19 protein-coding genes and 2 tRNA genes are annotated in these 24,317 nt (G+C 62.2%); 12 read left to right on the top strand and 9 right to left on the bottom strand.

Going from position 1 to position 24,317, the window contains the following annotated elements:
* The first annotated feature begins 154 nt into the window (after positions 1 to 154).
* From lon to D3878_RS05515, 5 genes are all read left to right on the top strand, one after another.
* On the top strand, positions 155 to 2,563 hold the full coding sequence (gene lon / locus D3878_RS05535) for an endopeptidase La (protein WP_119784559.1): 2,409 nt from the start codon (positions 155 to 157) through the stop codon (positions 2,561 to 2,563).
* Positions 2,564 to 2,828: 265 nt separating this feature from the next.
* Complete coding sequence (locus tag D3878_RS05530) at positions 2,829 to 3,101, top strand: HU family DNA-binding protein (protein ID WP_119784558.1); 273 nt, start codon at positions 2,829 to 2,831, stop codon at positions 3,099 to 3,101.
* Positions 3,102 to 3,234: 133 nt separating this feature from the next.
* Positions 3,235 to 3,310, top strand: a tRNA-Val gene (locus D3878_RS05525).
* 29 nt (positions 3,311 to 3,339) lie between these two features.
* Positions 3,340 to 3,416 (top strand) — tRNA-Asp (locus D3878_RS05520).
* Positions 3,417 to 3,497: 81 nt separating this feature from the next.
* Positions 3,498 to 5,423: a SurA N-terminal domain-containing protein gene (locus D3878_RS05515; protein WP_119784557.1), complete on the top strand. Its 1,926-nt coding sequence runs from the start codon at positions 3,498 to 3,500 to the stop codon at positions 5,421 to 5,423.
* Between the two features lie 80 nt (positions 5,424 to 5,503).
* Here D3878_RS05515 and mnmH read toward each other — a convergent pair whose 3' ends face one another.
* Entirely contained in the window at positions 5,504 to 6,565 is a 1,062-nt protein-coding gene (gene mnmH, locus D3878_RS05510) for a tRNA 2-selenouridine(34) synthase MnmH (protein ID WP_119784556.1), read from the bottom strand.
* Between the two features lie 4 nt (positions 6,566 to 6,569).
* Positions 6,570 to 7,226, bottom strand: a complete 657-nt coding sequence (locus D3878_RS05505; protein WP_233556238.1) for an arylesterase — start codon at positions 7,224 to 7,226, stop codon at positions 6,570 to 6,572.
* Here D3878_RS05505 and D3878_RS05500 point away from each other — a divergent pair.
* A complete protein-coding gene (locus D3878_RS05500) occupies positions 7,225 to 7,908 on the top strand; it encodes an ABC transporter ATP-binding protein (RefSeq protein ID WP_233556237.1) in 684 nt (227 codons plus the stop codon). The two genes, D3878_RS05505 and D3878_RS05500, sit on opposite strands and share 2 nt — an antisense overlap.
* Before the next feature lie 41 nt (positions 7,909 to 7,949).
* Here D3878_RS05500 and D3878_RS05495 read toward each other — a convergent pair whose 3' ends face one another.
* Entirely contained in the window at positions 7,950 to 9,536 is a 1,587-nt protein-coding gene (locus tag D3878_RS05495; RefSeq protein ID WP_119784555.1) for an NAD(P)H-hydrate dehydratase, read from the bottom strand.
* A gap of 37 nt (positions 9,537 to 9,573) precedes the next feature.
* On the bottom strand, positions 9,574 to 10,854 hold the full coding sequence (locus D3878_RS05490) for a D-amino acid dehydrogenase (protein WP_274381937.1): 1,281 nt from the start codon (positions 10,852 to 10,854) through the stop codon (positions 9,574 to 9,576).
* Positions 10,855 to 11,140: 286 nt separating this feature from the next.
* Here D3878_RS05490 and purL point away from each other — a divergent pair, with 286 nt between their 5' ends.
* Entirely contained in the window at positions 11,141 to 15,151 is a 4,011-nt protein-coding gene (gene purL / locus D3878_RS05485) for a phosphoribosylformylglycinamidine synthase (RefSeq protein ID WP_119784553.1), read from the top strand.
* 90 nt (positions 15,152 to 15,241) lie between these two features.
* Here purL and D3878_RS05480 read toward each other — a convergent pair whose 3' ends face one another.
* The 5 genes from D3878_RS05480 to D3878_RS05460 are packed head-to-tail and all read right to left on the bottom strand — an operon-like array spanning position 15,242 to position 18,898.
* Complete coding sequence (locus D3878_RS05480; RefSeq protein ID WP_119784552.1) at positions 15,242 to 16,018, bottom strand: peptidylprolyl isomerase; 777 nt, start codon at positions 16,016 to 16,018, stop codon at positions 15,242 to 15,244.
* 39 nt (positions 16,019 to 16,057) lie between these two features.
* Positions 16,058 to 16,348, bottom strand: coding sequence for a BolA family protein (locus D3878_RS05475; RefSeq protein WP_119784551.1), 291 nt, complete (start codon positions 16,346 to 16,348; stop codon positions 16,058 to 16,060).
* Positions 16,345 to 16,974 (bottom strand): septation protein A, encoded by a 630-nt coding sequence (locus D3878_RS05470; RefSeq protein ID WP_119784550.1) that lies wholly within the window; start codon positions 16,972 to 16,974, stop codon positions 16,345 to 16,347. Before D3878_RS05470 ends, D3878_RS05475 begins: the two co-directional genes overlap by 4 nt.
* Before the next feature lie 2 nt (positions 16,975 to 16,976).
* Positions 16,977 to 17,402, bottom strand: coding sequence for a peptide-methionine (R)-S-oxide reductase MsrB (msrB, locus tag D3878_RS05465; RefSeq protein ID WP_119787720.1), 426 nt, complete (start codon positions 17,400 to 17,402; stop codon positions 16,977 to 16,979).
* The gene (locus tag D3878_RS05460; protein WP_119784549.1) at positions 17,399 to 18,898 is read right to left on the bottom strand and encodes a protein adenylyltransferase SelO; all 1,500 of its coding nucleotides are present in this window, start codon (positions 18,896 to 18,898) and stop codon (positions 17,399 to 17,401) included. Before D3878_RS05460 ends, msrB begins: the two co-directional genes overlap by 4 nt.
* 304 nt (positions 18,899 to 19,202) lie before the next feature.
* Between D3878_RS05460 and D3878_RS05455 the strand changes: the two genes are divergently transcribed.
* The 5 genes from D3878_RS05455 (at position 19,203) to D3878_RS05435 (ending at position 24,288) form a co-directional block, all read left to right on the top strand.
* The gene (locus D3878_RS05455) at positions 19,203 to 20,441 is read left to right on the top strand and encodes a branched-chain amino acid ABC transporter substrate-binding protein (RefSeq protein WP_119784548.1); all 1,239 of its coding nucleotides are present in this window, start codon (positions 19,203 to 19,205) and stop codon (positions 20,439 to 20,441) included.
* A gap of 65 nt (positions 20,442 to 20,506) precedes the next feature.
* A complete protein-coding gene (locus tag D3878_RS05450; RefSeq protein ID WP_119784547.1) occupies positions 20,507 to 21,454 on the top strand; it encodes a branched-chain amino acid ABC transporter permease in 948 nt (315 codons plus the stop codon).
* A 61-nt stretch (positions 21,455 to 21,515) separates the two neighbouring features.
* Positions 21,516 to 22,799, top strand: coding sequence for a branched-chain amino acid ABC transporter permease (locus tag D3878_RS05445; protein WP_233556458.1), 1,284 nt, complete (start codon positions 21,516 to 21,518; stop codon positions 22,797 to 22,799).
* Positions 22,796 to 23,560 carry an ABC transporter ATP-binding protein gene (locus D3878_RS05440; protein ID WP_119784546.1) on the top strand — a complete coding sequence of 255 codons (765 nt, stop codon included), beginning with the start codon at positions 22,796 to 22,798 and terminating at the stop codon, positions 23,558 to 23,560. Before D3878_RS05445 ends, D3878_RS05440 begins: the two co-directional genes overlap by 4 nt.
* Positions 23,557 to 24,288 carry an ABC transporter ATP-binding protein gene (locus tag D3878_RS05435; protein ID WP_119784545.1) on the top strand — a complete coding sequence of 244 codons (732 nt, stop codon included), beginning with the start codon at positions 23,557 to 23,559 and terminating at the stop codon, positions 24,286 to 24,288. Before D3878_RS05440 ends, D3878_RS05435 begins: the two co-directional genes overlap by 4 nt.
* Positions 24,289 to 24,317 lie beyond the last annotated feature (29 nt).

The raw sequence follows: 24,317 nt of genomic DNA, 5'->3' as shown, positions 1-24,317 counted from the left end.
TCAGGCTTCCATCGCAAAGCCACTCGAGGGCAAGCTCTCGTGTGGCTTTTTTTATTGATGTGTTTCCAAATTTAAAGTGATGATTATTGACGCATGGGCTTGTGTTTTGCCCGATCGTGCCAACATCAATTAAACATTCTTGATAAGGCTCGCCATGACGACACCCAATCAACCTGAACACACCCAATTGCCGCTGTTGCCATTGCGCGACGTAGTGGTATTCCCGCACATGGTGATTCCGCTTTTTGTCGGCCGTCCAAAGTCGATCAAGGCACTCGAAGCCGCGATGGAGAGCGGCAAGAGCATCATGCTGGCAGCGCAAAAAGCCGCCGCCAAGGACGAGCCCTCGGCCGAAGATATCTACGAGATCGGCTGCATCGCCAATATTCTGCAAATGCTGAAGTTGCCCGATGGCACGGTCAAGGTGCTGGTCGAAGGCGCACAGCGTGCCCGCATCCACCAGATCAGCGAACTGGAAACCCATTTTGTGGCGGAACTGTCGCCGGTCGAATCCGAACTCGGCGACGAGTCCGAAGTCGAGGCGATGCGCCGCGCGATCGTTCAGCAGTTCGATCAGTACGTTAAGCTCAACAAGAAAATCCCGCCCGAGATCCTGACCTCGCTGGCCGGCATCGATGACGCCGGCCGCCTGGCCGATACCATTGCCGCGCATCTGCCGCTGAAGCTCGAGCAGAAGCAGGTCATCCTGGAAATCTTCAACGTCGCCAAGCGTTACGAGCACCTGCTCGGCCAGCTCGAAGGCGAGCTCGATATCCTGCAGGTGGAAAAGCGCATCCGCGGCCGCGTCAAGCGCCAGATGGAAAAGTCGCAGCGCGAGTATTACCTGAACGAACAAGTCAAGGCGATCCAGAAGGAACTGGGCGAAGGCGAGGAGGGCGCCGATCTCGAGGACCTCGAGAAGCGCATCGTCGCTGCCAAGATGCCCAAGGAAGCACGCGACAAGGCCACCAGCGAGCTGAAGAAGCTGAAGATGATGTCGCCGATGTCGGCCGAAGCCACGGTCGTGCGCAATTACATCGACACGCTGATCAACTTGCCTTGGAAAAAGAAGTCCAAGGTCAACAACGACCTCGCCAATGCCGAGAAGGTGCTGGAAGACGAGCACTATGGCCTCGACAAGGTCAAGGAACGCATCCTGGAATATCTCGCCGTGCAACAGCGCGTTGACAAGCTGAAAGCGCCGATCCTGTGCTTCGTCGGTCCGCCGGGCGTCGGCAAGACTTCGCTGGGACAATCGATCGCCCGCGCCACCAACCGCAAGTACGTGCGCATGGCGCTGGGCGGCGTGCGTGACGAGGCCGAGATCCGCGGTCATCGCCGCACTTATATCGGCTCAATGCCGGGCAAGATTTTGCAAAGCCTGTCCAAGGCCGGTGTGCGCAATCCGCTGTTCCTGCTCGACGAGATCGACAAGCTCGGCATGGATTTCCGTGGCGACCCGTCTTCGGCCTTGCTGGAAGTGCTCGATCCGGAACAGAACCACACCTTCTCCGACCATTACATCGAAGTCGATTTCGATCTGTCCGACGTGATGTTCGTGGCGACGTCGAATTCCTTCAATATTCCGCCAGCATTGCTGGACCGCATGGAAGTGATCCGCCTGTCGGGTTACACGGAAGACGAGAAGACCAGCATTGCCCAGCGCTACCTGTTGCCCAAGCAGATCAAGACCAATGGCCTGAAGGAAGACGAGATTACGGTTGCCGAGTCGGCGATCCGCGACATCATCCGCTATTACACGCGGGAAGCCGGGGTACGTTCGCTGGAACGCGAGGTTTCCAAGATTTGCCGCAAAGTGGTCAAGATGCTGCTGCTGAAAAAGCAGGATCGCAAAGTGACGGTCAATGCCAAGAATCTCGACAAGTTCCTCGGTGTGCGACGCTTCGATTTCGGCGTTGCCGAAAAAGAGAATCAGATCGGCCAGGTCACCGGTCTTGCCTGGACGGAAGTCGGCGGCGAGTTGCTGACGATCGAGGCGGTGAATATGCCAGGCAAGGGCGGCGTGATTCGTACCGGCACGCTCGGCGACGTCATGAAGGAATCGATCGAAGCTGCACGCACCGTGGTGCGCAGCCGTGCCAAGGCGCTTGGCATCAGGAGCGATGTCTTTGAAAAAACCGACACGCATATCCATGTGCCGGAAGGCGCGACACCGAAGGATGGACCATCGGCAGGCGGCGCCATGGCGACTGCGCTGGTGTCGGCTTATACCGGCATTCCGATTCGGGCAGATGTGGCGATGACCGGTGAAATCACCCTGCGCGGCGAAATTCTGCCCATCGGCGGCTTGAAGGAAAAGTTGCTGGCAGCGCATCGCGGCGGCATCAAGACCGTGCTGATTCCCGAGCAGAATGTGAAAGACCTTGCCGACATTCCGGACAACGTCAAGAACAAGCTGGAGATCATCCCGGTGCGCTGGATCGACAAGGTGCTTGAGATTGCGCTGGAGCGCCAGCCGGTGCCGCTACCCGACGAAGTGCCGGCGGTGGCAACGGCAGCCAAGAGTGGCGAGCCGGTTGATGCGACGGTGATTACGCACTGATCCAGCGGTATATGCTCTGAAATGTTGGGGACGGAGACGGTAAGAACGCTGTCCCCAATACAAAAATTGCGCTCTTCGGAGCGCTTTTTTGTATGTGCAAGCGGAAAGATCGACTGCAGGTAGCTTACGCAATGTAAATCTCTTGACACAATTCGTGGCGACTTGTTTAATACGTGCTTCTGTTTTCCGTACTCCGCAGCAAGTGCAAGACCGGTTTTCAATGGCGAACACGTTTGCGGAATTTAATCCATCCAAGGGGGCGTAAGTGAATAAATCCGAATTAATCGATCACATTGCCGAATCTGCCGATCTGTCCAAGGCGGATGCGGGCCGTGCGCTGGACGCACTGGTCGATGCTATCAAAACCACGTTGAAGAACGACGATACCGTGACGCTGGTTGGTTTCGGTACTTTCGCCGTAGGCACGCGCGCTGCGCGCGTCGGCCGCAATCCGCAAACTGGCGCAGAGATCAAGATCAAGGCTGCCAAGGTGCCGAAGTTCAAGCCGGGCAAGGGCTTGAAAGACGCGATCAACTAATTGGCCGCAAGTCACTGGTAAAAAAATTCGAAAAATCGAAATTTACTAGTGGCAGGATTCTGGAAATCGTATATAATTTTGTTCTTCGCAGCGTGGTGACAAACGCTGCAGTTTGACTGGTTAAGCAAGTGCAGGGTGCTTAGCTCAGTTGGTAGAGCGGCGCCCTTACAAGGCGTAGGTCGGGAGTTCGAGCCTCTCAGCACCCACCAGACGCAGTCAAACGAAATAGCAGTAAATTGGAGTGGTAGTTCAGTTGGTTAGAATACCGGCCTGTCACGTCGGGGGTCGCGGGTTCGAGTCCCGTCCACTCCGCCAACACCTAAAAAAGGCGAACGAAAGTTCGCCTTTTTTTTCATATGCGATACGCTTTCGCACTCAGTACTGGATAGGTTGAACATGTTTGATTTCGTCCGCACCCACCAACGGCTGATGCAGTTCATCCTGCTGCTGTTCATTTTTCCTTCTTTCGCTTTTTTCGGTCTGGAAAGTTATACGCGTTTCCAGGAAGGCGACAATGCAATCGCGAAAGTCGCGGGCCAGGCAATTACCCAGGCGGAATTCGATGAGGCGCAGCGCCGCCAGGCCGAGCAATTGCGCCAGATGCTGGGTGAGCAGTTCGACCCCAAGATGTTCGATACGCCGCAGCAGCGCAAGAACACACTCGATGGTCTGATCGCCCAGCGCGCGTTGGCCGCCGAGGCGGCCCGCAGCAACCTGGCAGTATCCGACCAGGCATTGCAGCAAGCCATTCTTGGCATGGAGGGCTTGACCACGCCCGACGGCAAGTTCGATAACGACCGCTACAAGTCGCTGCTGGCCATGCAAGGCATGACGCCGGTGACTTTCGAGGCCAGCTTGCGGCGCGACCTGGCGGTGCAGCAGGTCAATGCCGCCATCCAGAACACCGCATTCGCACCGAAAACGGTGGCCTCCCGTGTTTCCGACATCAGCCAGCAGGAACGCGAAGTGCAGCAACTGCTGTTCAAGTCAGCCGACTACCTGTCCCAGGTGAAGGTGACTGACCAGCAGCTGCAGGACTATTACAACAAGAGCGCCAGCCAGTTCGCCATTCCCGAGCAGGCCAGCATTGAATACGTGGTCCTGAATGCGGCGGCGATCGATGCGCAAATCAGCGTTTCCGATGCCGACGTCACGGCGTATTACGAGCAGAACAAGGCGCGTTATTCGGTCGAGGAACAGCGCCGCGCCAGCCATATCCTGGTCGGCGTGAAGAAGGATGCTGCCGACGCCGACAAGGCCGCTGCGCGCGCCAAGGCCGACAAGCTGCTGGCGCAATTGCGCCAGACGCCAGGCGATTTCGCCAAACTGGCGAAGGAAAATTCCGACGATCCCGGTTCGGGCGAAAAGGGCGGCGATCTCGGCTTTTTCGGCCCCGGCATGATGGTCAAGCCGTTCGAGGAAGCCGCTAACAAATTGAAGGAAAACGAAATCAGCGGCCTGGTGCAGTCGGACTTCGGTTTCCACATCATCCAGCTCACGGGTATCAAGCCCGGTTCGGTCAAGCCGCTGGAAGAAGTCAAGGCCGACATTGCCGCCGACATTCGCAAGCAGCAGTTCGCGAAAAAATATGCCGAGCTGGCCGAAGTATTTACCGATACGGTGTACGAGCAGGCGGATAGCCTGAAGCCGGCGGCCGACAAGCTCAAGCTGAAGATCGAGACGGCAGCCAACCTGGCGCGCCAGCCCAATCCCGCAGTGGGACCGAACGTGCCGTTAAATAGCCAGAAATTCCTGACGGTGCTGTTCTCTGATGATGTTCTCAGGAACAAGCGCAATACCGAGGCGGTCGAAGTCGCGCCCAATACCCTGATTGCCGGCCGCGTCGTCGAACACAAGCCGGCATCGAAGCGCCCCCTGGAGGAAGTCAAGGCCGGCATCCGTGAGCGCGTGCTGCAGGAAGAAGCGGCGAAACTGGCGCGCCAGGCTGGCGAAGCCAAACTGGCTGCGCTGAAATCCAAGGATGACAGTGCGGGCTTCGGCGCCCCTGCCATCGTTTCGCGCAGCAGGCAGGAAGGGATCGAGGGCGCTGCGCTGGAAGCAGTGATGAAGGCCGATACCACCAAATTGCCTGCTTATGCAAGCACCGAGTTGCAGCAGGGTTATGGGGTGTATCGCATCGTCAAGGTGCAACAGCCTGCAACGACCGATGCCGCGCGCCGCCAGGCCGAGCAGCAGCAGATCGCCGGCATCATGGCGCAGCAGGAAGCCGCAGCCTACGTTGAATCGCTCAAGCAGAAAGCCAAGGTCAAGTTGTTGAAGCCGGTGGACCAGGCCAAGTCCGAGACCGAAGCCGCGCAGTAAGCCGTTCGGCTGCAGCATAAAAAAACCGCTCCGATGGGCGGTTTTTTTATGTGCGCGGGAGGGGCTTGCTGGAGAACGCGCTAGCTGGACGCCAGCAGATCCCGGGCAGCCGCAACGAAGCTCTGTGCCGAAATGTCGGCTAGCGACACCTGGCGCGCCTGCGCGAAGCGCGTGAAATTCCTGTCGATCGAGCGCAGATAGGCCGGGTCATAGTGCTGCACCAGCAGTTCTTCCACCATTGGCGCCATTTCTCCGGCTGCCGCCATGGCCTGCCAGCGTGCGATCTTTTCCCGGCCATGCAGCGGCACCAGGCAATCGAGCTGGCGGTTCAGCGCCGCCGGATCGGCGACGAAATGGGCATATTCCCGCATCAGCAGCGCCACGCGATCGGCAATCGACAGCGACAGCGCTATGCATGGCGAGGCGCGCATCTTCTCCATCAAGGTATCGGGCACGCGCAGCTTGCCCACTTTCTTGCTCTCGGATTCGACGAACACGGGCTGCGCCGGGTCGAAGCGGCGCAATGCCTGCCAGATACCGCTTTCGAACGCCTTTTGGGATGGCTGCGGAGCGTCGGGAATGTCGCCCAGCAGCGAGCCGCGGTGCGATGCCAGTTGTTCGAGATCGAGCACTTGCGCGCCTTCAGCCGCGAGGGTGCGTAACAGCGCGCTCTTGCCGCTGCCGGTGGGGCCGGCAATCACACGGAAGGAAAAGCGCGCCGGCAGCTCGGCCAGCGCCGCATTGACGTGGCGGCGGTATTCCTTGTAGCCGCCGTCGAGTTGCACCACCGGCCAGCCGATTTTCGCCAGGATGTGCGCCATCGAGCCGCTGCGGTTGCCGCCGCGCCAGCAATACACCAGCGGTTTCCAGTCGCGCGGCTTGTCGGCGAACAGGGTATCGATATGGGTTGCGATATTGCGAGCCACCAGCGCGGCGCCCAGCTTCTTGGCTTCGAAGGCGCCAACTTGCTTGTAAAGGGTGCCGACGCGGATGCGCTGTTCGTTGTTCAGCACCGGACAATTGATGGCACCCGGCAGGCGGTCTTCGGCGAATTCGGCTTCGCTGCGGGCGTCGATGATGGTGTCGAACTGATCGAGCAGCGGCAGGATTTCGGCGAACGGCAGCAGGGCAGGGTATTTCATGGACTTACTTTTTCAGCAGGAGCGGCTTCAGGGTCGGCCAGACATTGTCCAGCAGGATGGTGTGGGCCGCGGCGCTCGGATGGATACGGTCGGATTGGAAAAGATCTTCGCGGGTGGCGATGCCTTCCAGGAAAAACGGCACCAGTGCGGTCTTGTTTTCGCGCGCCAGTTTGCCGTATAGCGCATGAAAATTTTCCGTGTAGGTGGCGCCGTAGTTGGGCGGCAGGCGCATGCCGAGCAACAGCACTTTTGCCTTGGCAAGCTGGCCTGCCTTGATCATCGCGCGCAGGTTGGCTTCGGTCGCCTCCAGCGACAGGCCGCGCAAGCCGTCGTTGCCGCCCAGTTCGATGATGAGAAAAGCGGGTTGGTGTTTTTTCAGCAGGGCCGGCAGGCGTGCCGCGCCGCCGCTGGTGGTTTCGCCACTGATGCTGGCATTGACGACGCTGACGTTGAATTTTTCGGCGCGCAGCCGTTCCTGCAAAAGATTTACCCAACCTGTGCCGCGGGCGATGCCGTATTCCGCCGACAAACTGTCGCCGAGCACAAGCACGGTTTTTGATGCAGAATAGGCGCTCGACGCAAAGAGCGCAAATGCCAACAGCAGCAGGACGCGCAGCGCATTGAGCGACTGCGGCGCCTTCGACCAACTATCAAAGCGCATGACTGAACCTTCCAATTTGCAGGCCGCCATCGAAGTAACGCATCTAAGCAAGCGCGTGGCTGATGCGACCGGTGAACTTACCATCCTTAACGATATCCATTTTACCGTGCAAGCCGGCGCCACGCTGGCCATCATCGGCGCCTCCGGCTCCGGCAAGTCGACCCTGCTGGGCTTGCTGGCGGGCCTGGACACGCCAAGCTCGGGCAGCGTGAAAATCGATGGCATCGACATCTACGCGCTGGATGAGGATGGCCGCGCACAGATACGCAAGGAAAAGCTGGGCTTCGTGTTCCAGTCTTTCCAGCTGGTGGCGCACATGAACGCGCTGGAAAACGTCATGCTGCCGCTGGAGTTGCGCGGCGACCGCGAGGCGCGGCCCAAGGCGCAGGCGATGCTGGAGCGTGTCGGTCTGGCCAGTCGCCTCAGGCATTTTCCGAAATACCTGTCCGGCGGCGAGCAGCAGCGGGTGGCGCTGGCGCGCGCATTCGTCACCGAGCCGCCGTTGCTGCTGGCCGACGAGCCCACCGGCAGCCTTGATGCCGTCACTGGCGAAGCGGTGATCCGCCTGATGTTCGAGTTGAACCAGGAGCGCGGTTCGACCCTGGTGCTGGTCACGCATGACGCTTCGATTGCCGCGCGCTGCGCGAGCACCATCACGATTGCGGCGGGCCGGCTGGTCTAACCGAAAGCGGGCCTGATGGCGGACCGTCTGCGTGCGGCACGCTAGTGCGCGTTGACGGTAATCTGGGCGCCGAGTGCGCCGAGTGCGCCGAGTGTGCAGAGTGCGTTAAGTGCGTTCAGTGCGGTGCGGATGGCGGGAATCAGTTCGCTGGCGCTCAGTCCGACCGGACCGACGCCTGCTTCGACCAGCCTGTCGGCGGCATGCCCATGCAGCCATGCCGCCGACAGCGCCGCCTGCCAGGGCGGCAAATGCTGGGCGAGCAGGGCGCCGCACACGCCGGCGAGGACGTCGCCGGTACCGGCGGTGGCCAGCGCCGGATTGCCGCTCGGGTTGATCGCCACGCTGCCATCGGGGCGGGCAATCACGCTGCCGGAACCCTTCAATATCACGATCGCCTGAAAGCGCGCTGCCAGCTGGCGTGCCGCTGCCAGCCTGTCGGCCTGTATCACGCCGGCCGATACCGCCAGCAGGCGCGCCGCTTCCAGCGGATGCGGCGTCAGGATGGTGGCGCCCGTGCGCGCTGCCAACCGTTGCTGCAAGGCGCGGTCGGCGGCGACCAGGTTGAGTGCGTCCGCATCCAGCACCAGTGGCACGGGCAGATCCAGCACGCGCGCCAGCAATTCGTTGGCGCGTGATGCGCCGCCGCTGCCGGGCCCGGCCACCACGGTGGTTTTCGAAAAATCGAAGTCGCCGGCGTGCCGGCACATCAGCTCCGGCTGCGCGGGGTCATATCCCGGCGCCTCGTCGACGAAGCAGGCAAACACGCGGCCGGCGCCGCAGTGCAGGGCGGCGCGTGCGGCCAGGATCGGCGCGCCCTGCATGCCATGGGCGCCGCCCAGCACGGCGACATCGCCGAAGCTGCCCTTGTGCGAATTTTGTGGGCGCGGGCGCAGCGCATCGGCAAACAGGATCGGTCCGTTCAGGAAGGCCTGTGCTGGCGGCAACAGCGCCGGATCGATATCGAGCGTTGCGATGCTGACCTGGCCTGCATGGTCGCGGCCATGGCAGGTATGCAGGCCCGGCTTGTCGGCGATGAAGGTAATGGTGCGGTGCGCGCGCACGGCAATGCCGCCGGGACCGACGATGTCGCCGGTATCCGCATCCAGGCCGCTGGGGATGTCGAGCGCCAGGACCTGGCAGGGAAGGGTATTGATGAATTCGACCATGGCACGCATGGCGCCGGCCAGGGGGCGTGCGAGGCCGATGCCGAACAGGCCGTCAATCACCAGGTCCCAGTGCCGCTGGTAAATTGAGCCAGCGGCGGATGGCGCGGCGCTGTCGCCGGGATCGCCTGGTGCCAGTAAAGTCGCGGCGCCGGCCTGTGCGCGGCCGAGCGCAGCGCGTGCATCCTGTGGCTGGCGCTCGGCGACGGCGTACAGTGCGACAGTGACTTCGATGCCGGCTTGCGCCAGCCGGGCGGCGACGTCGAGCGCATCGCCGCCATTGTTGCCGGGACCGGCCAGTACCAGCACGCGGGGGGCGCTGGCAATGCTGGCATTGTCGAGCATTGCCAGCGCCATTTGCATGGCCGCCGCCCCGGCGCGCTGCATCAAAGTGCCGGCCGGCAGCCCTGCCAGCGCGGCCTGTTCGATCTGGCGGATTTCCGCGACGGTGTAGAGCTCGTTCATGGCGCCCGCAAAGGAATGAGGGGGATTGGTCTGGCTATTATGGCATGCGGGCGTAACGCGCCAGTGTCAGTCCTTCCATGTCGATGTCCGGGGTGCGCCCGGAAACGATATCGGCCAGCACCATGCCGCAGCCGGCGGCCATGGCCCAGCCGGCCGAGCCGTGGCCGATATTCACATACAGGTTCCTCACCGGCGTTGCGCCCAGCACCGGCGGACCGTCCGGCAGCATCGGCCGGATGCCGCTCCAGAAGCTGGCATTGTTGTAATTGGCGGCGTCCGGAAACCAGTCTTCGCCGACCTTGGCCAGGGTGCGCATTGCGCCCTCGTGCAAGTCGGTGCTGACCGTGCCCAGTTCGGCCAGGCCGGCGATCCTGACGCGGCTGCCCATGCGGGTGATGGCAACTTTGTAGGATTCGTCCATCAGTGCGGCGTGCGGCGCCTCGTCGAAATTGCGGATCGCGGCGGTGGCGGAATAGCCCTTGACCGGATACAGCGGCAGGCGGATGCCCAATGGCGCCAGCAGGCGCGCGCTGTCGATGCCGGCAGCCACCACCACGGCGTCGGCGCTGAATTCGCGCGCGTCGATGTGCATGGTGATGCGACCGCCTTGCGCTTCCAGCGCGGAGACAGTGCTGCCGAAATGGAATTCAACACCCATCGCCTGGGCGATGGCTTTCATTTGTTTGGTAAATAAAGGGCAATTCCCGGCTTCATCGTCCGGCAGATGCAAGCCGCCGGCCAGCGCTGTGCTGGTAGATAATGCCGGCTCGATTACGCGCGCCTGCCCGGCATCGAGCAACTGGTGCGCTATCCCTTGTTCGGCCAGCATGGCCAGTGCCGGTTGCGCCAGCGCGAGGTCGCGCTCGCTGCGAAACAGTTGCAAATAGCCCCTGGTCTGTTCGTAGTCGAGCTGGTGGTGATCGCGCAATTGCTGCAGGATGTGCCGGCTGTACAGGGCGACCCTTTGCATGCGCGCCTTGTTGATGCGGTAGCGATCCAGCTCGCATTCGGCCAGCCACATCCTGACCCAGCGCCACAAGGCGCGGTCGAGCGTGGGTTTGAGCAGCACCGGGCTATCCGGCTTGAAGAGCGAGGACAGCAGTTTTTTTGGCATGCCTGGCGCGGCCCAGGGAGTCACATAGCCTGGCGCGACGACGCCGGCATTGCCGAAGCTGGCCTTTTCGGCGACATTGCCGAGCCGTTCGATGACGACGACCTGGTGCCCCGCTTCGGCCAGGAAATAGGCGGTGCACACGCCGACGACGCCGCCTCCGATTACTGCGATCTGCTGTTGTTGTGGCATGAATTGACTGTTGATGCGTGCGGCTGTGGGCCGCCCGAAAAGAGCAGCGAATATAGCATGCCACCGGCTTACTTTCGTGGCGATTCTGCGCTTAATTCGCACGACCACGCCAGTCACGGCGCTGGCATCGCCAGGATTGCCATTTCCAGTAAATTCATTGACATCAGGAAACTAATTTGCTCCTGCAAGCGGGGCCGCGGCGGCGGAACAGGACGCCATCAAGGTATAATCACGGTTTCCGGTTCAACCTGCGGTATATCTGGCCAATCAGGCTGGAATCCGCCTCAACTTCGCTCTCGCCATGCTGATTCTGCCGGGCTCCAATGCCCTGTCTGCCTTCCGTAGCCAACGCCTGTTATCCAAACTGCAAGAGCTTGATCCGGCTATCGTCGGCATCAGTGGCCGCTACCTGCATTTCATCGATGCCGCCACGCCGCCGTCGCCGGACGAGAGCGGCCGCCTGCAAGCCTTGCTGACGTACGGCGATGTGTTCGACGGCAAGGATGATGGCGAGCGTTTCGTGGTCATTCCGCGCTTCGGCACCATTTCGCCCTGGGCCAGCAAGGCCACCGACATCGCGCGCAATTGCGGCATGGCGCAGATTCATCGCATCGAGCGCGGCGTAGCGTATTACGTGCAAGTCAAATCCGGTCTGCTGGGCGGCGCCAAGAAGCTGGCCGAACCCGATGCGGTAGCGGCGCTGCTGCACGACCGCATGACCGAGAATGTGCTGCGCAAGCCCGAAGATGCCGCCGGCCTGTTCCGTGAGCTGGAAGCCAAGCCGCTGGCCTTCGTCGATGTGCTGGGCGGCGGCAAGGCGGCGCTGCAGCAAGCCAACACTGAACTCGGCCTGGCCATGTCGGACGACGAGATCGATTACCTGGTGGATGCCTTCACGCAGGCCGAACGCAATCCGACCGATGTCGAGCTGATGATGTTCGCTCAGGCCAACAGCGAACACTGCCGTCACAAGATCTTCAATGCCGACTGGACCATCGATGGCGTGAAGCAGGACAAGTCGCTGTTTGCCATGATCCGCAACACCCACCAGTTGCATCCGCAAGGCACGGTGGTGGCCTACAGCGACAATTCCTCGGTCATCGAGGGCGCGTCCATTTCGCGCTTCTATCCGCGCGGCGCCGCCGACGGCAATGTGTACGCCGCCACGGAAGAGCTGACGCATATCCTGATGAAGGTCGAGACGCACAACCATCCGACTGCAATCTCGCCTTTTCCGGGCGCCTCCACCGGCGCCGGCGGCGAAATCCGCGACGAGGGCGCGACCGGACGCGGCGCCAAGCCCAAGGCCGGCCTGACCGGTTTTACCGTTTCCAACCTGATGCTCACCCATGCAGTGCAGCCTTGGGAAAATGCCGGCGACGTCACGCTGCCGCTGGCGCAGCGCGAACCTGGCGCCGCCACCATCTACGGCAAGCCGGAGCGCATTGCTTCGGCTTTGCAGATCATGATCGACGGGCCGCTGGGCGGCGCCGCCTTCAACAATGAATTCGGCCGGCCCAACCTGGGCGGCTATTTCCGCTCCTACGAGCAGAATGTCGGCGGCCAGGTGGCCGGTTACCACAAGCCGATCATGATCGCCGGCGGCATGGGCAATATCTCGGCAAAACACACCAAAAAGAACGAACTGCCGGTTGGCAGCCTGCTGATCCAGCTGGGCGGTCCCGGCATGCGCATCGGCATGGGCGGCAGCGCCGCTTCCTCGATGGCCACCGGCACCAATACCGCCGACCTGGATTTCGATTCGGTCCAGCGCGGCAACCCGGAAATGGAACGGCGCGCGCAGGAAGTCATCAATGCCTGCTGGGCGCTGGGCGATGACAACCCGATCCTGTCGATCCACGACGTCGGCGCCGGCGGCCTGTCCAACGCATTCCCGGAAATCACCAACGACGCCAAACGCGGCGCGATTTTCGACTTGCGCAAGGTGCACCTGGAAGAAAGCGGCATGGCGCCCAAGGAAATCTGGAGCAACGAGTCGCAGGAGCGCTATGTGATGGCGATCGCGCCGGAATCGCTGCCGCTGTTCGACTACCTGTGCCAGCGCGAGCGCGCACCCTTTGCGGTGGTCGGCACCGCCACCGAGGAACGCCAGCTGAAGGTGGTGGATCCTGAACAGGGCAACAATCCTGTCGACATGCCGATGGATGTCCTGCTCGGCAAGCCGCCCAAGATGCACCGCGATGTCACGCATGTGGCGCGCCAGATGCCGCCGCTGGATCTGACCGGCATCGATTTGCTGGAAGCCTCGCTGCGTGTCTTGCGCCTGCCCACCGTGGCCGACAAATCCTTCCTGATCACCATCGGTGACCGCACTGTCGGCGCCATGACGGCGCGCGACCAGATGGTCGGGCCCTGGCAGGTGCCGGTGGCTGATTGCGCGGTCACCGCGATGGGCTTCGAAGGCTATCTCGGCGAAGCCATGGCGATGGGCGAGCGCACGCCGCTGGCGGTGATCAACGCCGCTGCCTCCGGCCGCATGGCAGTGGGCGAAGCGCTCACCAATATTGCGGCGGCGCCGATTGCCGACATTTCCAACATCAAGCTGTCGGCCAACTGGATGGCCGCCTGCGGCCAGCCCGGCCAGGATGCCGCGCTGTTCGATACCGTCAAGGCGGTGGGCATGGAGCTGTGCCCGGCGCTGGGGATCAGCATCCCGGTCGGCAAGGATTCGCTGTCGATGCGCACCACCTGGAAGGACGAGGAGGGCGCCAAGTCGGTGACTTCGCCGGTGTCGCTGATCGTTTCGTCGTTTGCGCCGGTGGTCGATATCCGCCGTGTGCTGACGCCGCAAATCCGCAAGGATCTAGGGGACACGGTGCTGATCGCCATCGACCTCGGCCGCGGCAAGGGGCGCCTGGGCGCATCCTGCTTCGCCCAGGTGATGCAGCAGATCGGTTGCGATGCGCCGGACGTCGATAGTGCCGAAGACCTCAAGGCCTTCTTTAACGCCATCCAGCAACTGAATCGCGAAGGCAAGCTGCTGGCCTACCACGACCGCTCCGACGGCGGCCTGTTCGCCACTTTGTGCGAAATGGCCTTCGCCGGCCGCAGCGGCCTGTCGCTGAACATCGATATCCTCGCCATGGACAATGGTCATGGCGCCGACAGCGGCGAAGCCAAGAACTGGACCACCCAGGTCGGCGAGCGCCGCAACGAACTGACCCTGCGCGCGCTGTTCAATGAAGAGCTGGGCGCGGTGATCCAGGTCCGCGCCGAGCAGAAGTCCGAAGTGATGGACGTACTGCGCGCGTTCAATCTGGGTGCCTGCAGCCACATCATCGGCAAGCCCAATGGCAGCGACGTCATCGAAATCATGCGCGACGCCAAAACCATCTACAGCCAGGCGCGCAGCGAACTGCAGCGCGCCTGGAGCGAGACATCCTGGCGCATCGCCCGCCTGCGCGACAACCCGGCATGCGCCGATGCGGAATACGAGCGCATCCTCGATACGCAAGACCCGGGCATGTCGCCGAAAATCAGCTTCGATGCGCAGCAGGACATCGCCGCGCCATTCATCGCCAGCGGCGTGCGGCCGAAGGTGGCGATCCTGCGCGAGCAGGGCGTCAATTCGCAGGTCGAAACCGCTTATGTCATGCACAAGGCGGGTTTTACCGCGGTCGATGTGCACATGAGCGACCTGATCGCCGGACGCGCCAGGCTGGCTGACTTCAAGGGCCTGATCGCCGTCGGCGGCTTCTCTTACGGCGACGTGCTGGGTGCCGGCGAAGGCTGGGCCAAGACCATCCTGTTCAATGCGAAGCTGGCCGAGCAGTTTGCGGTGTTCTTTCAGCGGGCCGATACTTTCGGCCTGGGTATCTGCAACGGCTGCCAGATGATGAGCAATTTGAAAGCGATCATCCCGGGCGCGCAAGACTGGCCGAAGTTCACCCGCAACAAGTCGGAACAGTTCGAGGCGCGTTTTGCCATGGTCGAAGTGGTGGATTCGCCGTCGATCTTCTTCGCCGGCATGGCAGGCACGCAAACGTCGATCGTCGTGTCGCATGGCGAAGGTTTTGCGGATTTCTCGCAGACCGGCGACATCGATCGTGCCATCGTCGGCTTGCGCTACGTGGATAACCGCGGCCAGCTGACGGAAACTTATCCATACAACCCGAACGGCTCGCCCAACGGCATCACCGCGGTGACGACGCCAGACGGCCGTTTCTCGGTCATGATGCCGCATGCTGAACGGGCATTCCGCAGCGCGGTGAATTCCTGGCACCCGGAGAACTGGGGCGACGATGCGCCGTGGATGCGCATGTTCCGCAACGCCCGCAAGTGGGTGGGATAAGGGTGGAATAAGCGGCCAGGCGGGTCGCGACCCGCCAACAAAAACGGCGCTCCGAAGAGCGCCGTTTTTAATTGCGTGGCAGGCTGGCGATTACTTGACGCTGGCCTTGGTGCGCAGGTTTTGCTGGAATGCCTGCAGTTTCTTTTGCTGCAGCGATTCGGCGATTTGCGGCTTGACTTCCTCGATCGAAGGCACCTTGGCGGCGCGCACGTCTTCCAGCTTGATCACGTGATAGCCGAACTGGGTCTTGACCGGAGTATCGGTCAGGCCACCCTTGGACAGTGCAACCATGGCGTCGGAGAAAGGCTTGACGAAGGCCGAAGGCGAAGCCCAGTCGAGGCTGCCGCCGTTGGCTGCCGAACCCGGATCCTTGGATTGCTTGGCCAGCTCTTCGAACTTGGCGCCGCCTTTCAGCTTGGCGATGATGCTCTTGGCATCTTCTTCCTTTTCCACCAGGATGTGGCGGGCCAGGTATTCCTTGTCGCCGGCCTGCGCCTTGAACTTGTCGTATTCAGCCTTGATCTCGGCGTCGGACACCGGGTTCTTCTTGAGGAAGTCGCCGATCAGGGCGCGAATGACGATGGCCTGGCGGGCGATGTCGAGCTGGTTCTTGACGTCAGTGCTGTTGGAGAGGCCTTGCTTGTCGGCTTCCTGCATCAGGATTTCACGGTTGATCAATTCTTCCTTGATCATTGCGCGCAGTTCCGGCGTGTCCTTCTGGCCCTGCGAGGCCATTTGCTTGGCCATGGTCTCGACGCGCGACGATGGAATCGCCTTGCCGTTGACGACGGCAATGTTCTGCGCCATCACGGGCAGCGCAGCGGCTGCAAGGAGTGCGACCAGCAAGCGGGCGGGTTTGAATGTCATTCTTCTTTCCTAACAGGGGAGTTAAAAAACGGTCAATAATTATACACTTGGCGGCTGTTCTTGAAGTTCTGACGGCGCCACAGCGATGATGTTGAGCGCGTGTATATCGACATGCATCAAATCACGAAGGCAATCATACACCAGCCGATGCCGACTGATGCGGTTTTGCCCTTCGAAACGGGCCGACACCAGGCGCAATCGATAGTGGCCGGCGCCGGACGCGGCGCCGGCATGGCCTGCATGGCGAGCGGAATCATCGTCCAGCTGGCATTCGAGCGGCGTAAAAGTCTCATGCAGGAGCGCCAGCATGCGCTGTTCACGCGGGCTCATGGCGTTTCCTTGATGTATTTCGACAGAAACAGACTTTGACCTACCGCAAAGATGATCATCAATGCGGTAAAGCCGAACAGCTTGAAATTGACCCAGGCGGCTTCGGACAAGCCAAAGGCGAAGGCGACGCACAGGTTGACGATGCCCATCACGACAAAGAAAGTCGCCCACGACAGATTCAGTTTGAACCACACCGGTTCCGGCAGGCTGATCTGTGCGCCCAGCATGGTCTTGATCAGGTTTTTACGGAACAGGAATTGCGCGCCCAGCAGACCGGCGCCAAAGCACCAGTAGAGAATGGTCGGTTTCCACTTGATGAAGGTCGGGTTGTTGAAGTAAATCGTGGCGCCGCCAAACACGGTGATGATCACCAGCGAGATCCAGAGCATGGCATCGACCTTCTTGCGGCGTAATAGCATGTAGCCGATTTGCCCGAAACTGGCGAGCATTGCCACCGCGGTGGCCAGCAGGATGGGCGCATGGCTTTCCTGCACCGCGCCGCCGGCCATGAAGCCGGACAGGTAATTTCCAAGCAAGGCCTGGGCGTCAGCCGGATTGCCTTGCCCCCACTTGAAAATGCCGAAAAAAAGGATGACGGGGAACAGGTCGAACAGGAATTTCTTCATGGTTATTCTTGGCTGGTTGCAGGTGGCGCCTCGGCCTGGGCCGTAAAGCGCAGCGAGGCGGAGTTGATGCAGTAACGCAGGCCGGTCGGCGGCGGGCCATCGGGAAAGACATGGCCGAGATGAGCGTCGCAGACCTTGCAGACGATTTCGGTGCGCATCATGCCGTGCGAACGGTCGACCCGTTCCTCGACCTTGGCGGGGTCGAGCGGCCGGAAATAGCTGGGCCAGCCACAGCCGGAATCGAACTTGGCGTCGGATTCGAACAGCGGCGTGCCGCAGCACACGCAGGTATAGATGCCATGTTCATGGTGGTCCCAGTAGCGGCCGGTGAAGGCGCGCTCGGTGGCGGCGTGGCGCGTGACTTCATACTCGAGCGGGTCGAGCGTGGCGCGCCATTCGGCATCGGTTTTCTGTACTTTTTCTGTCATGATGAACAACTCACTTCCAGCTGGCTGGCCCAGTCGGGCGGCAGCGCGGCATAGGTTTCGAATTCGGGCTGGTCGTCGAAGGGACGTTCCAGTACTTTTTGCAGACGGGCAATTTCCGAAAAATCCTTGTCCTGCGCCTTGTCGATGGCGATTTGCGCCAGGTAATTGCGCAGGATGTATTTCGGGTTGACTGCATGCATGGCGGCGCGGCGTGCCGCATCGCTGCGGTTTTCGCGGCCTAATCTTAGCCGATATTGGCCGGCCCAGGCATCGAAGCCGGCGCGATCGATAAAGAGGTCGCGCAGCGGCGCATCCGCGCCCGGATTTTCACGCTGCAACTCCCCCAGCCGGCGGAAAAACAGCGTGAAATCGACGTGATTATCCTGCATGAGCTTGAACATTGCCTCGAACAGCCCGACATCGTCTTCCATGCTGGCTTGCAAGCCAAGCTTGGCATGCAGTAATTCGTCGATTTTTTCCTGGTAGGCGGTGGCATAGCCGGCCAGCGCCGCGTGCACGTCATCGACTTCGCCGATCAGCGGCAGCAGGGCCTGGCCCAGCGCGTAGCAGTTCCAGTGGCCGATGTTGGGCTGGCTGGCATAGGCGTAGCGGCCCTGGCTGTCGCTGTGGTTGCAGATGTGGCCGGCGTCGAAGGCTTCCATGAAGCCGAAGGGGCCATAGTCGATGGTGATGCCGAGGATCGACATGTTGTCGGTGTTGAGCACGCCATGCATGAAACCGACCGCCTGCCATTGCGCCACCAGATGCGCGGTGCTGCGGGTGACTGCGGCCAGCAGCGCCTGGTAAGGATTGGCATCCGCGCGCAATTCCGGATAAAAGCGGTCGATGACATGGTCCGCCAGGATCTTGAGTTCGGCAGTCTTGCCCTGGTAGTACCAATGCTCGAAGGAGCCGAAGCGGATGAAACTGGGGGCCAGGCGAGTCGCAACCGCGGACGTCTCCGGGGTCTCGCGCATGATCAGTTCGTCCGAGCCGACCACGCACAGCGCGCGCGAGGTCGGGATGCCGAGCGCCGCCATGGCTTCCGAGCACAGGTATTCGCGGATCGAAGAGCGCAGCACGGCGCGGCCGTCGCCCATGCGCGAATAGGGCGTAAGTCCTGCGCCTTTCAACTGCACTTCCAGCGCGCCACCCGGCGCATCGGCGGCGACCTCGCCCAGCAGGATGGCGCGGCCGTCGCCCAGCTGGCCGGCCCAGACGCCGAACTGGTGGCCGGAATACACCGCCGCCAGTGGCTGCGACGCGGACAGGATGCGGTTGCCGGCAAAGGTGGCGACGAATTCCTCGGTGGCGAATTCGGCGGGATCGAGGCCGATCAGCGCGGCGGCCGCAGGGCTGGCACAGACCAGGTAGGGCGCGGGCAGGGGCTTTGGTTGCAGCCGCGTGTAAAAAGCCGGCGGCAGGGCGGCGAAAGAATGGCTGAAAGGCAGCTGCTCCAGGCGCCTGGGAGCCGCGGCAAAGCCGGGGGCATTCATGATGGTTCCTTCAGTGGATGATGCCTGGTGAGGCGTGAGCGTATTTTGACAGAATCAGCGAAAGCGCACCGGCGCGCCCGCTCGGTCGATATCGCGGGAAGGCGCGCGGGGAACCTGCTGCTGACATACGCTGCTGGCACACGCTGCTGGCACACGCTGCCTGCGTTGCGACACAGGCGATTGCCGACGCTGGAATAACCATTGTAACCGATAGTTATAAGCCGTTTGATTAGTTGCTTTACAGTTACGGCTACACTCGTTATTCTCAAGAAAAAACAAACAAATAGTGCAGAGGAGATACTTCATGTTGACCAAGCGCGCGATTATCGCTGCCGTGAGCCTGACGGCGGCGCTGGCGAGCCCCGCCACCCTGGCCGAACCAGTCAGGATCGCTTTCATCGAATCGCTGTCCGGGCCGTTCGCGCCGGTCGGGCAAAACCTGCTGCGAAGCTGGCAAAGCATGGCGGAACTGGCCAACCGTGAAAAATGGGCGGGCCAGCACACGCTGGAAGTGGCTGGCTTCGACAACAAGGGCAGTCCGCAGGAAACCCTGAACCAGTTGCATGCCGTCGTCGAGCAGGGCTACCGCTATATCGCCCAGGGCAGCAGCTCTGCCGTCGGCCTGGCGTTGATCGATGCCATCAACAAGCACAACCAGCGCAATCCGGGCAAGGAAGTGGTGTACCTGAACTATGGTTCGATCGATCCGGAGATGACCAATGCGCACTGCAGCTTCTGGCATTTCCGCTTCGACGCCAATTCCGACATGAAGCTCGCAGCGCTGACCTCTTACATGGCCGGGCAAAAGGACCTCAAAAAGGTTTATATCATCGGCCAGAACTACAGTTTCGGCCAGCAGGTTTCGCGCACGGTGCGGGAGCAGTTGAAGCACAAGCGCGCGGATGTGCAGATTGTCGGCGACGACCTGCATCCGATCGGCCAGGTCAAGGATTTTGCGCCATATGTGGCCAAGATCAAGGCTTCCGGGGCAACTGCCGTGGTGACCGGCAACTGGGGCGCGGACCTGGCGCTGCTGGTCCGGGCTGGCCGCGATGCCGACCTCAAGGCGGATTTCTATACCATGTATGCCGCCACCACCGGCGTGCCGACGGCCGTCGGTGCGGCGGGTGCCGGGCGCATGAAGATGGTGGGGTACTGGCATCCGAATAATGAAAGCTTTTCCGGTAGCGACATCGTCACGGCGTTCAAGAAGAAATACAACGACGACTTCTATGGGATGGCCACTTATACGGCGACGGCGATGCTGTCGAAAGCAGTCCGCGACGGCGGCTCGACCGATCCTGTGAAGGTGGCACAGCGCATGGCGGGCATGAAAATCAAGAGCCTGAATGGTGAAGTCGAGATGCGCCGGACTGACCACCAGCTGCTGCAGCCGCTGTACGTGGCGAGCTGGACCAAGGTCGACGGCAAGCAGGTGAAGTTTGACCAGGAAAATACCGGCTACGGCTGGAAGACCGAGAAGAAAATCGACACATTCGTTGCCACCCAGCCGACTTCCTGCCAGATGAAGCGGCCTGGTTGAGACCGGCGTCGGCACGCATCCGCTAGAATACGGGCTTCATTCGAACGAAGGCGCGCGCTCCCGACGTGGAATTCACCCTCATCACCCTGTTGAATGGCTTGAGCTATGGCTTACTGTTGTTCATGCTGTCGGCCGGCCTGACGCTGATCTTCAGCATGATGGGGGTGCTCAACTTCGCCCACGCCAGTTTCTACATGCTGGGCGCCTACTTCGCCTACGCCATCAGCAGCCGCATCGGCTACTGGCCGGCGCTGTTCATCGCGCCGCTCCTGACCGGGCTGCTGGGCGCGCTGGTCGAGCGGCATGCACTGCGCGCGGTACGCCGCCATGGCCATCTGGGTGAACTGCTGTTTACCTTCGGCCTGTCCTTCCTGCTGGTCGAATTGGTGCAACTGGTGTGGGGCCGTGCGCCGGTACCCTACCCGGTGCCGGCGGCGCTGGACCGGCCGCTGTTTACCCTGTACTCCACCACCTTCCCGGCTTACCGCGGCTTCATGATGCTGGTGGCGCTGCTGATGCTGCTGGCAATTTACCTGTTGCTGAGAAAAACCCGCATCGGCCTGGTGATCCAGGCGGCACTGACCCATCCACACATGGTCGAGGCGCTCGGGCATGACGTGCCTCGCGTGAGCATGCTGGTGTTCGGCGGCGGCTGCGCCCTGGCCGGGCTGGCCGGCGTCATCGGCGGCAACGCCTTCGTGACCGAGCCGGCGATGGCGGCGGCACTCGGCAGCATCATTTTCGTGGTGGTGGTGGTCGGCGGCCTCGGTTCGCTGGCGGGCGCCTTCATCGCTTCGCTCATGATCGGCGTGTTGCAGACTTTCTCGGTGACGCTGGACTTTTCCCTGCTCGGGCTGCTCGGGGCGTTCGGCGTCGAAGCGACGCCGGCGCTGGCGCAGCAGCGCCTGCTGAACCTGAGCATCGCCCAGCTGGCGCCGATCCTGCCTTACCTGCTGCTGGTGCTGGTGTTGCTGCTGCGCCCGCGCGGTTTGCTTGGCGTGCGCGAGGGCTAGGGCGATGCCGGCGATCCTGCGCAAGATGGATGAGATGGGCCGCAGGGGCCGCAGGGGCGATATGCGCGATATGCGCGATATGCGGGGACGCCAGCGCTGGCTGCTGTGGGGCGCTTACGCGGCTGTGCTGCTGGCGGCGCCGCTGCTGTTTCCGCAGGCGGCGGCATTGTCGATCCTGTCGCAGATGGGGACGGCAATGGTGTTCGCGCTGTCCTACAACATGCTGCTGGGGCAGGGTGGCATGCTCAGTTTCGGCCATGCCGTGTACTCGGGCCTCGGCGCGTATGTTGCGATCCATGCCCTGAACCTGGCAACGGCAGGCAGCCTGCCGCTGCCGGTATCGCTGGTGCCGCTGGCGGGCGGCCTGGGCGGCCTGTTTTTCGGCATCGTGTTCGGTTATCTTTCCACCAGGAAGGCCGGCACCGGCTTTGCCATGATCACGCTTGGCATGGTCGAGCTGGTGTTCGCCAGCGCATTGATGTTCCCGGGATTTTTTGGGGGCGAAGGCGGCGTCTCCGGCAACCGTGTGTTCGGCGCGCCGTTCCTGGGGATCAGCTTCGGCCCGCAGATCGAGGTCTATTACCTGATCGCCGCCTGGCTGTTCATCTGCACCGCCGCCATGTATGCCTTCACGCGCACGCCGCTGGGGCGCATCCTCAACGCCGTGCGCGACAATCCGGAGCGCGCCGAATTCATCGGCTACGATCCGCGCCGCGTGCGTTACCTGACCCTGGTGCTGTCGGCTTTTTTTGCCGGCGTTTCCGGTGGCTTGGCGGCGCTCAATTTCGAAATCGTCAGCGCCGAGAACGTCGGCGCGGCGCGCTCGGCCGGGGTGCTGCTGGCCAGCTTCATCGGCGGCATCGGTCACTTCTTCGGCCCGCTGCTGGGCGCCATTGCCGGCGTGTTCCTCACTGTCGTGCTGTCTGCCTGGACCAAGGCCTGGCAACTGTATCTGGGCGCGGTATTCATGTTGATGGTGATGTTTGCGCCGGGCGGCCTGGCCGGCATGCTCCTCGGCTTGCTGGGACTCTTGCGGCAGGGCTGGCGAGGCGGCATCGCCGCCTGCGCCGTCATGCTGGCCTGGCTGGCATGCCTGGGCGCGGCTGCCTTGCTGGCGTTTGCCGGCGTAGCGCTGCTGGTCGAAATGCTGTACCAGCGCAGCCTGGAATCCGCTGACGGCAGCGCCGTCCGCCTGTTCGGCATGACGCTCGATACCGTGGCGGTAGCGCCGTGGCTGCTGGCACTGGCCGCGATGGCGGCAGGCAGCGGCGCATTCCTGCAGCTGCGGCGTGCGTTCCTGGTGCGCTGGCAGGCGCCTGCTGGCGCACAGGAAGAATGTGCATGAAGCCCAGCGCGCTTGAACTGCGGGACGTGCATAAAAGCTTCGGCAAGACCGCCATCATCCGCGGCGTCAGCCTGCGCGTGGAAGAGGGCGAGCGCCTGGCGCTGATCGGCCCCAACGGCGCCGGCAAGTCGACCCTGTTCGACCTGGTTTGCGGCCGCGCGCGTCCGGATGCGGGCGCCATCCTGCTGCATGGCGACCCTGTGGCTGGCAAGCGGCCGTTCGAGATCAACCGGCGCGGCCTGTCGCGCAGTTTTCAGGTGTCGAATATCTTCCATCGCCTGTCGGTGCAGGAAAACCTGCGCTGCGCCCTGCTGTGGCCGCTCGGCTACCGCTATTCCTTCTGGCAGCGCCTTGATGGTTTGCGCGATGTGCGTGCGCGCGCCGACGCGGTGCTGGAGAAAATCGGCCTGCAGGCGCGGCGCGATACGCCGGCAGGCTTGCTCAGCTACGCTGAACAGCGCGCGCTGGAGATTGGCATTACCATCGCCGGCGGCGCCGACGTGATCCTGCTCGACGAGCCGACTGCCGGCATGAGCCGTGCCGAATCCGATGCCACGGTCGAGTTGATCCGCACGGTTACGGTCGGCAAGACCCTGCTGGTGGTGGAGCACGACATGGGCGTGGCCTTCGGCCTGGCCGACCGCATCGCGGTGCTGGTCGGCGGCGAGATCATCGCCTGCGATGCGCCGGCAGCGGTGCGCGCCAACGCGACGGTGCAGGAAGCCTATCTCGGCCGTCATGCCGCGCGGGAGCCGGCATGACGGCCTTGCTTGAATTCGCGGGCGTACATGCTTTTTACGGCAAGAGCCATGTCTTGCGCGGGGTCGATCTGCGGGTGCAGTCGGGCGAGATCGTCAGCCTGCTCGGACGCAACGGCGCTGGCCGCTCGACTGCCGTCAAGGCTGCCATGGGGCTGGTCGAGGCGCGTGGTGTGATCCGTTTCGGCGGCGAAGACATCCTTGGCCTGACACCCTTCGAGGTGGCGCGCAAAGGGCTCGGCTATGTGCCCGAGAGCCGGGACGTGTTTCCCACCCTAACCGTCGAACAAAACCTGATCCTTGGTCAAAAGCCGGGCTATAAGTCCGGTCCGGGGGGCGCTAATGGCAGCATGGACGGTTGGTGCATTGCCGACATGTACCGGCTATTCCCGCGCCTGGCCGAGCGCGCGCGCATGCAGGCTGGCGTTCTGTCCGGCGGCGAGCAGCAGATGCTGGTGCTGTGTCGCACGCTGATGGGTAATCCCCGCCTGGTGCTGGTGGATGAGCCTACCGAGGGCCTCGCGCCACAGGTGGTGGAACAGGTGGCGCAGTTCCTGGTCGCCCTGCAGCAGCGCGGCATCGCGGTGCTGCTGGTCGAACAAAAACTGGCTATCGCCCTGGAAATATCGCAGCGGCTTTACGTACTCGGCCAGGGCAGCGTGGTATTTCAAGGCGCGCCGGCCGATCTGCGCGCCAACACGGCGGTGCGGCGGGAATGGCTTGAAGTCTGAGTCGCGGCGAGCGGCGCGCCGCCGGCCGC

Origin of the sequence: Noviherbaspirillum sedimenti (genome assembly GCF_003590835.1) — a bacterium.
Lineage (GTDB): Bacteria > Pseudomonadota > Gammaproteobacteria > Burkholderiales > Burkholderiaceae_D > Paucimonas > Paucimonas sedimenti.
The sequence above is the reverse complement of the archived record's forward strand: the minus strand, read 5'-3'. Positions and strand labels throughout refer to the sequence as shown.

What these genes read in the sequence shown, in the direction of transcription:
- D3878_RS05475 (WP_119784551.1), bottom strand. Translation starts at nt 16,348, where the DNA reads ATGAGCCCGCGTGAACAGCGCATGCTGGCGCTCCTGCATGAGACTTTT.
- D3878_RS05460 (WP_119784549.1), bottom strand. Translation starts at nt 18,898, where the DNA reads ATGAATGCCCCCGGCTTTGCCGCGGCTCCCAGGCGCCTGGAGCAGCTG.
- D3878_RS05470 (WP_119784550.1), bottom strand. Translation starts at nt 16,974, where the DNA reads ATGAAGAAATTCCTGTTCGACCTGTTCCCCGTCATCCTTTTTTTCGGC.
- D3878_RS05515 (WP_119784557.1), top strand. Translation starts at nt 3,498, where the DNA reads ATGTTTGATTTCGTCCGCACCCACCAACGGCTGATGCAGTTCATCCTG.
- D3878_RS05495 (WP_119784555.1), bottom strand. Translation starts at nt 9,536, where the DNA reads ATGAACGAGCTCTACACCGTCGCGGAAATCCGCCAGATCGAACAGGCC.
- D3878_RS05480 (WP_119784552.1), bottom strand. Translation starts at nt 16,018, where the DNA reads ATGACATTCAAACCCGCCCGCTTGCTGGTCGCACTCCTTGCAGCCGCT.
- D3878_RS05455 (WP_119784548.1), top strand. Translation starts at nt 19,203, where the DNA reads ATGTTGACCAAGCGCGCGATTATCGCTGCCGTGAGCCTGACGGCGGCG.
- D3878_RS05440 (WP_119784546.1), top strand. Translation starts at nt 22,796, where the DNA reads ATGAAGCCCAGCGCGCTTGAACTGCGGGACGTGCATAAAAGCTTCGGC.
- lon (WP_119784559.1), top strand. Translation starts at nt 155, where the DNA reads ATGACGACACCCAATCAACCTGAACACACCCAATTGCCGCTGTTGCCA.
- purL (WP_119784553.1), top strand. Translation starts at nt 11,141, where the DNA reads ATGCTGATTCTGCCGGGCTCCAATGCCCTGTCTGCCTTCCGTAGCCAA.
- mnmH (WP_119784556.1), bottom strand. Translation starts at nt 6,565, where the DNA reads ATGAAATACCCTGCCCTGCTGCCGTTCGCCGAAATCCTGCCGCTGCTC.
- D3878_RS05445 (WP_233556458.1), top strand. Translation starts at nt 21,516, where the DNA reads ATGCGCGATATGCGCGATATGCGGGGACGCCAGCGCTGGCTGCTGTGG.
- D3878_RS05500 (WP_233556237.1), top strand. Translation starts at nt 7,225, where the DNA reads ATGACTGAACCTTCCAATTTGCAGGCCGCCATCGAAGTAACGCATCTA.
- D3878_RS05505 (WP_233556238.1), bottom strand. Translation starts at nt 7,226, where the DNA reads ATGCGCTTTGATAGTTGGTCGAAGGCGCCGCAGTCGCTCAATGCGCTG.
- msrB (WP_119787720.1), bottom strand. Translation starts at nt 17,402, where the DNA reads ATGACAGAAAAAGTACAGAAAACCGATGCCGAATGGCGCGCCACGCTC.
- D3878_RS05435 (WP_119784545.1), top strand. Translation starts at nt 23,557, where the DNA reads ATGACGGCCTTGCTTGAATTCGCGGGCGTACATGCTTTTTACGGCAAG.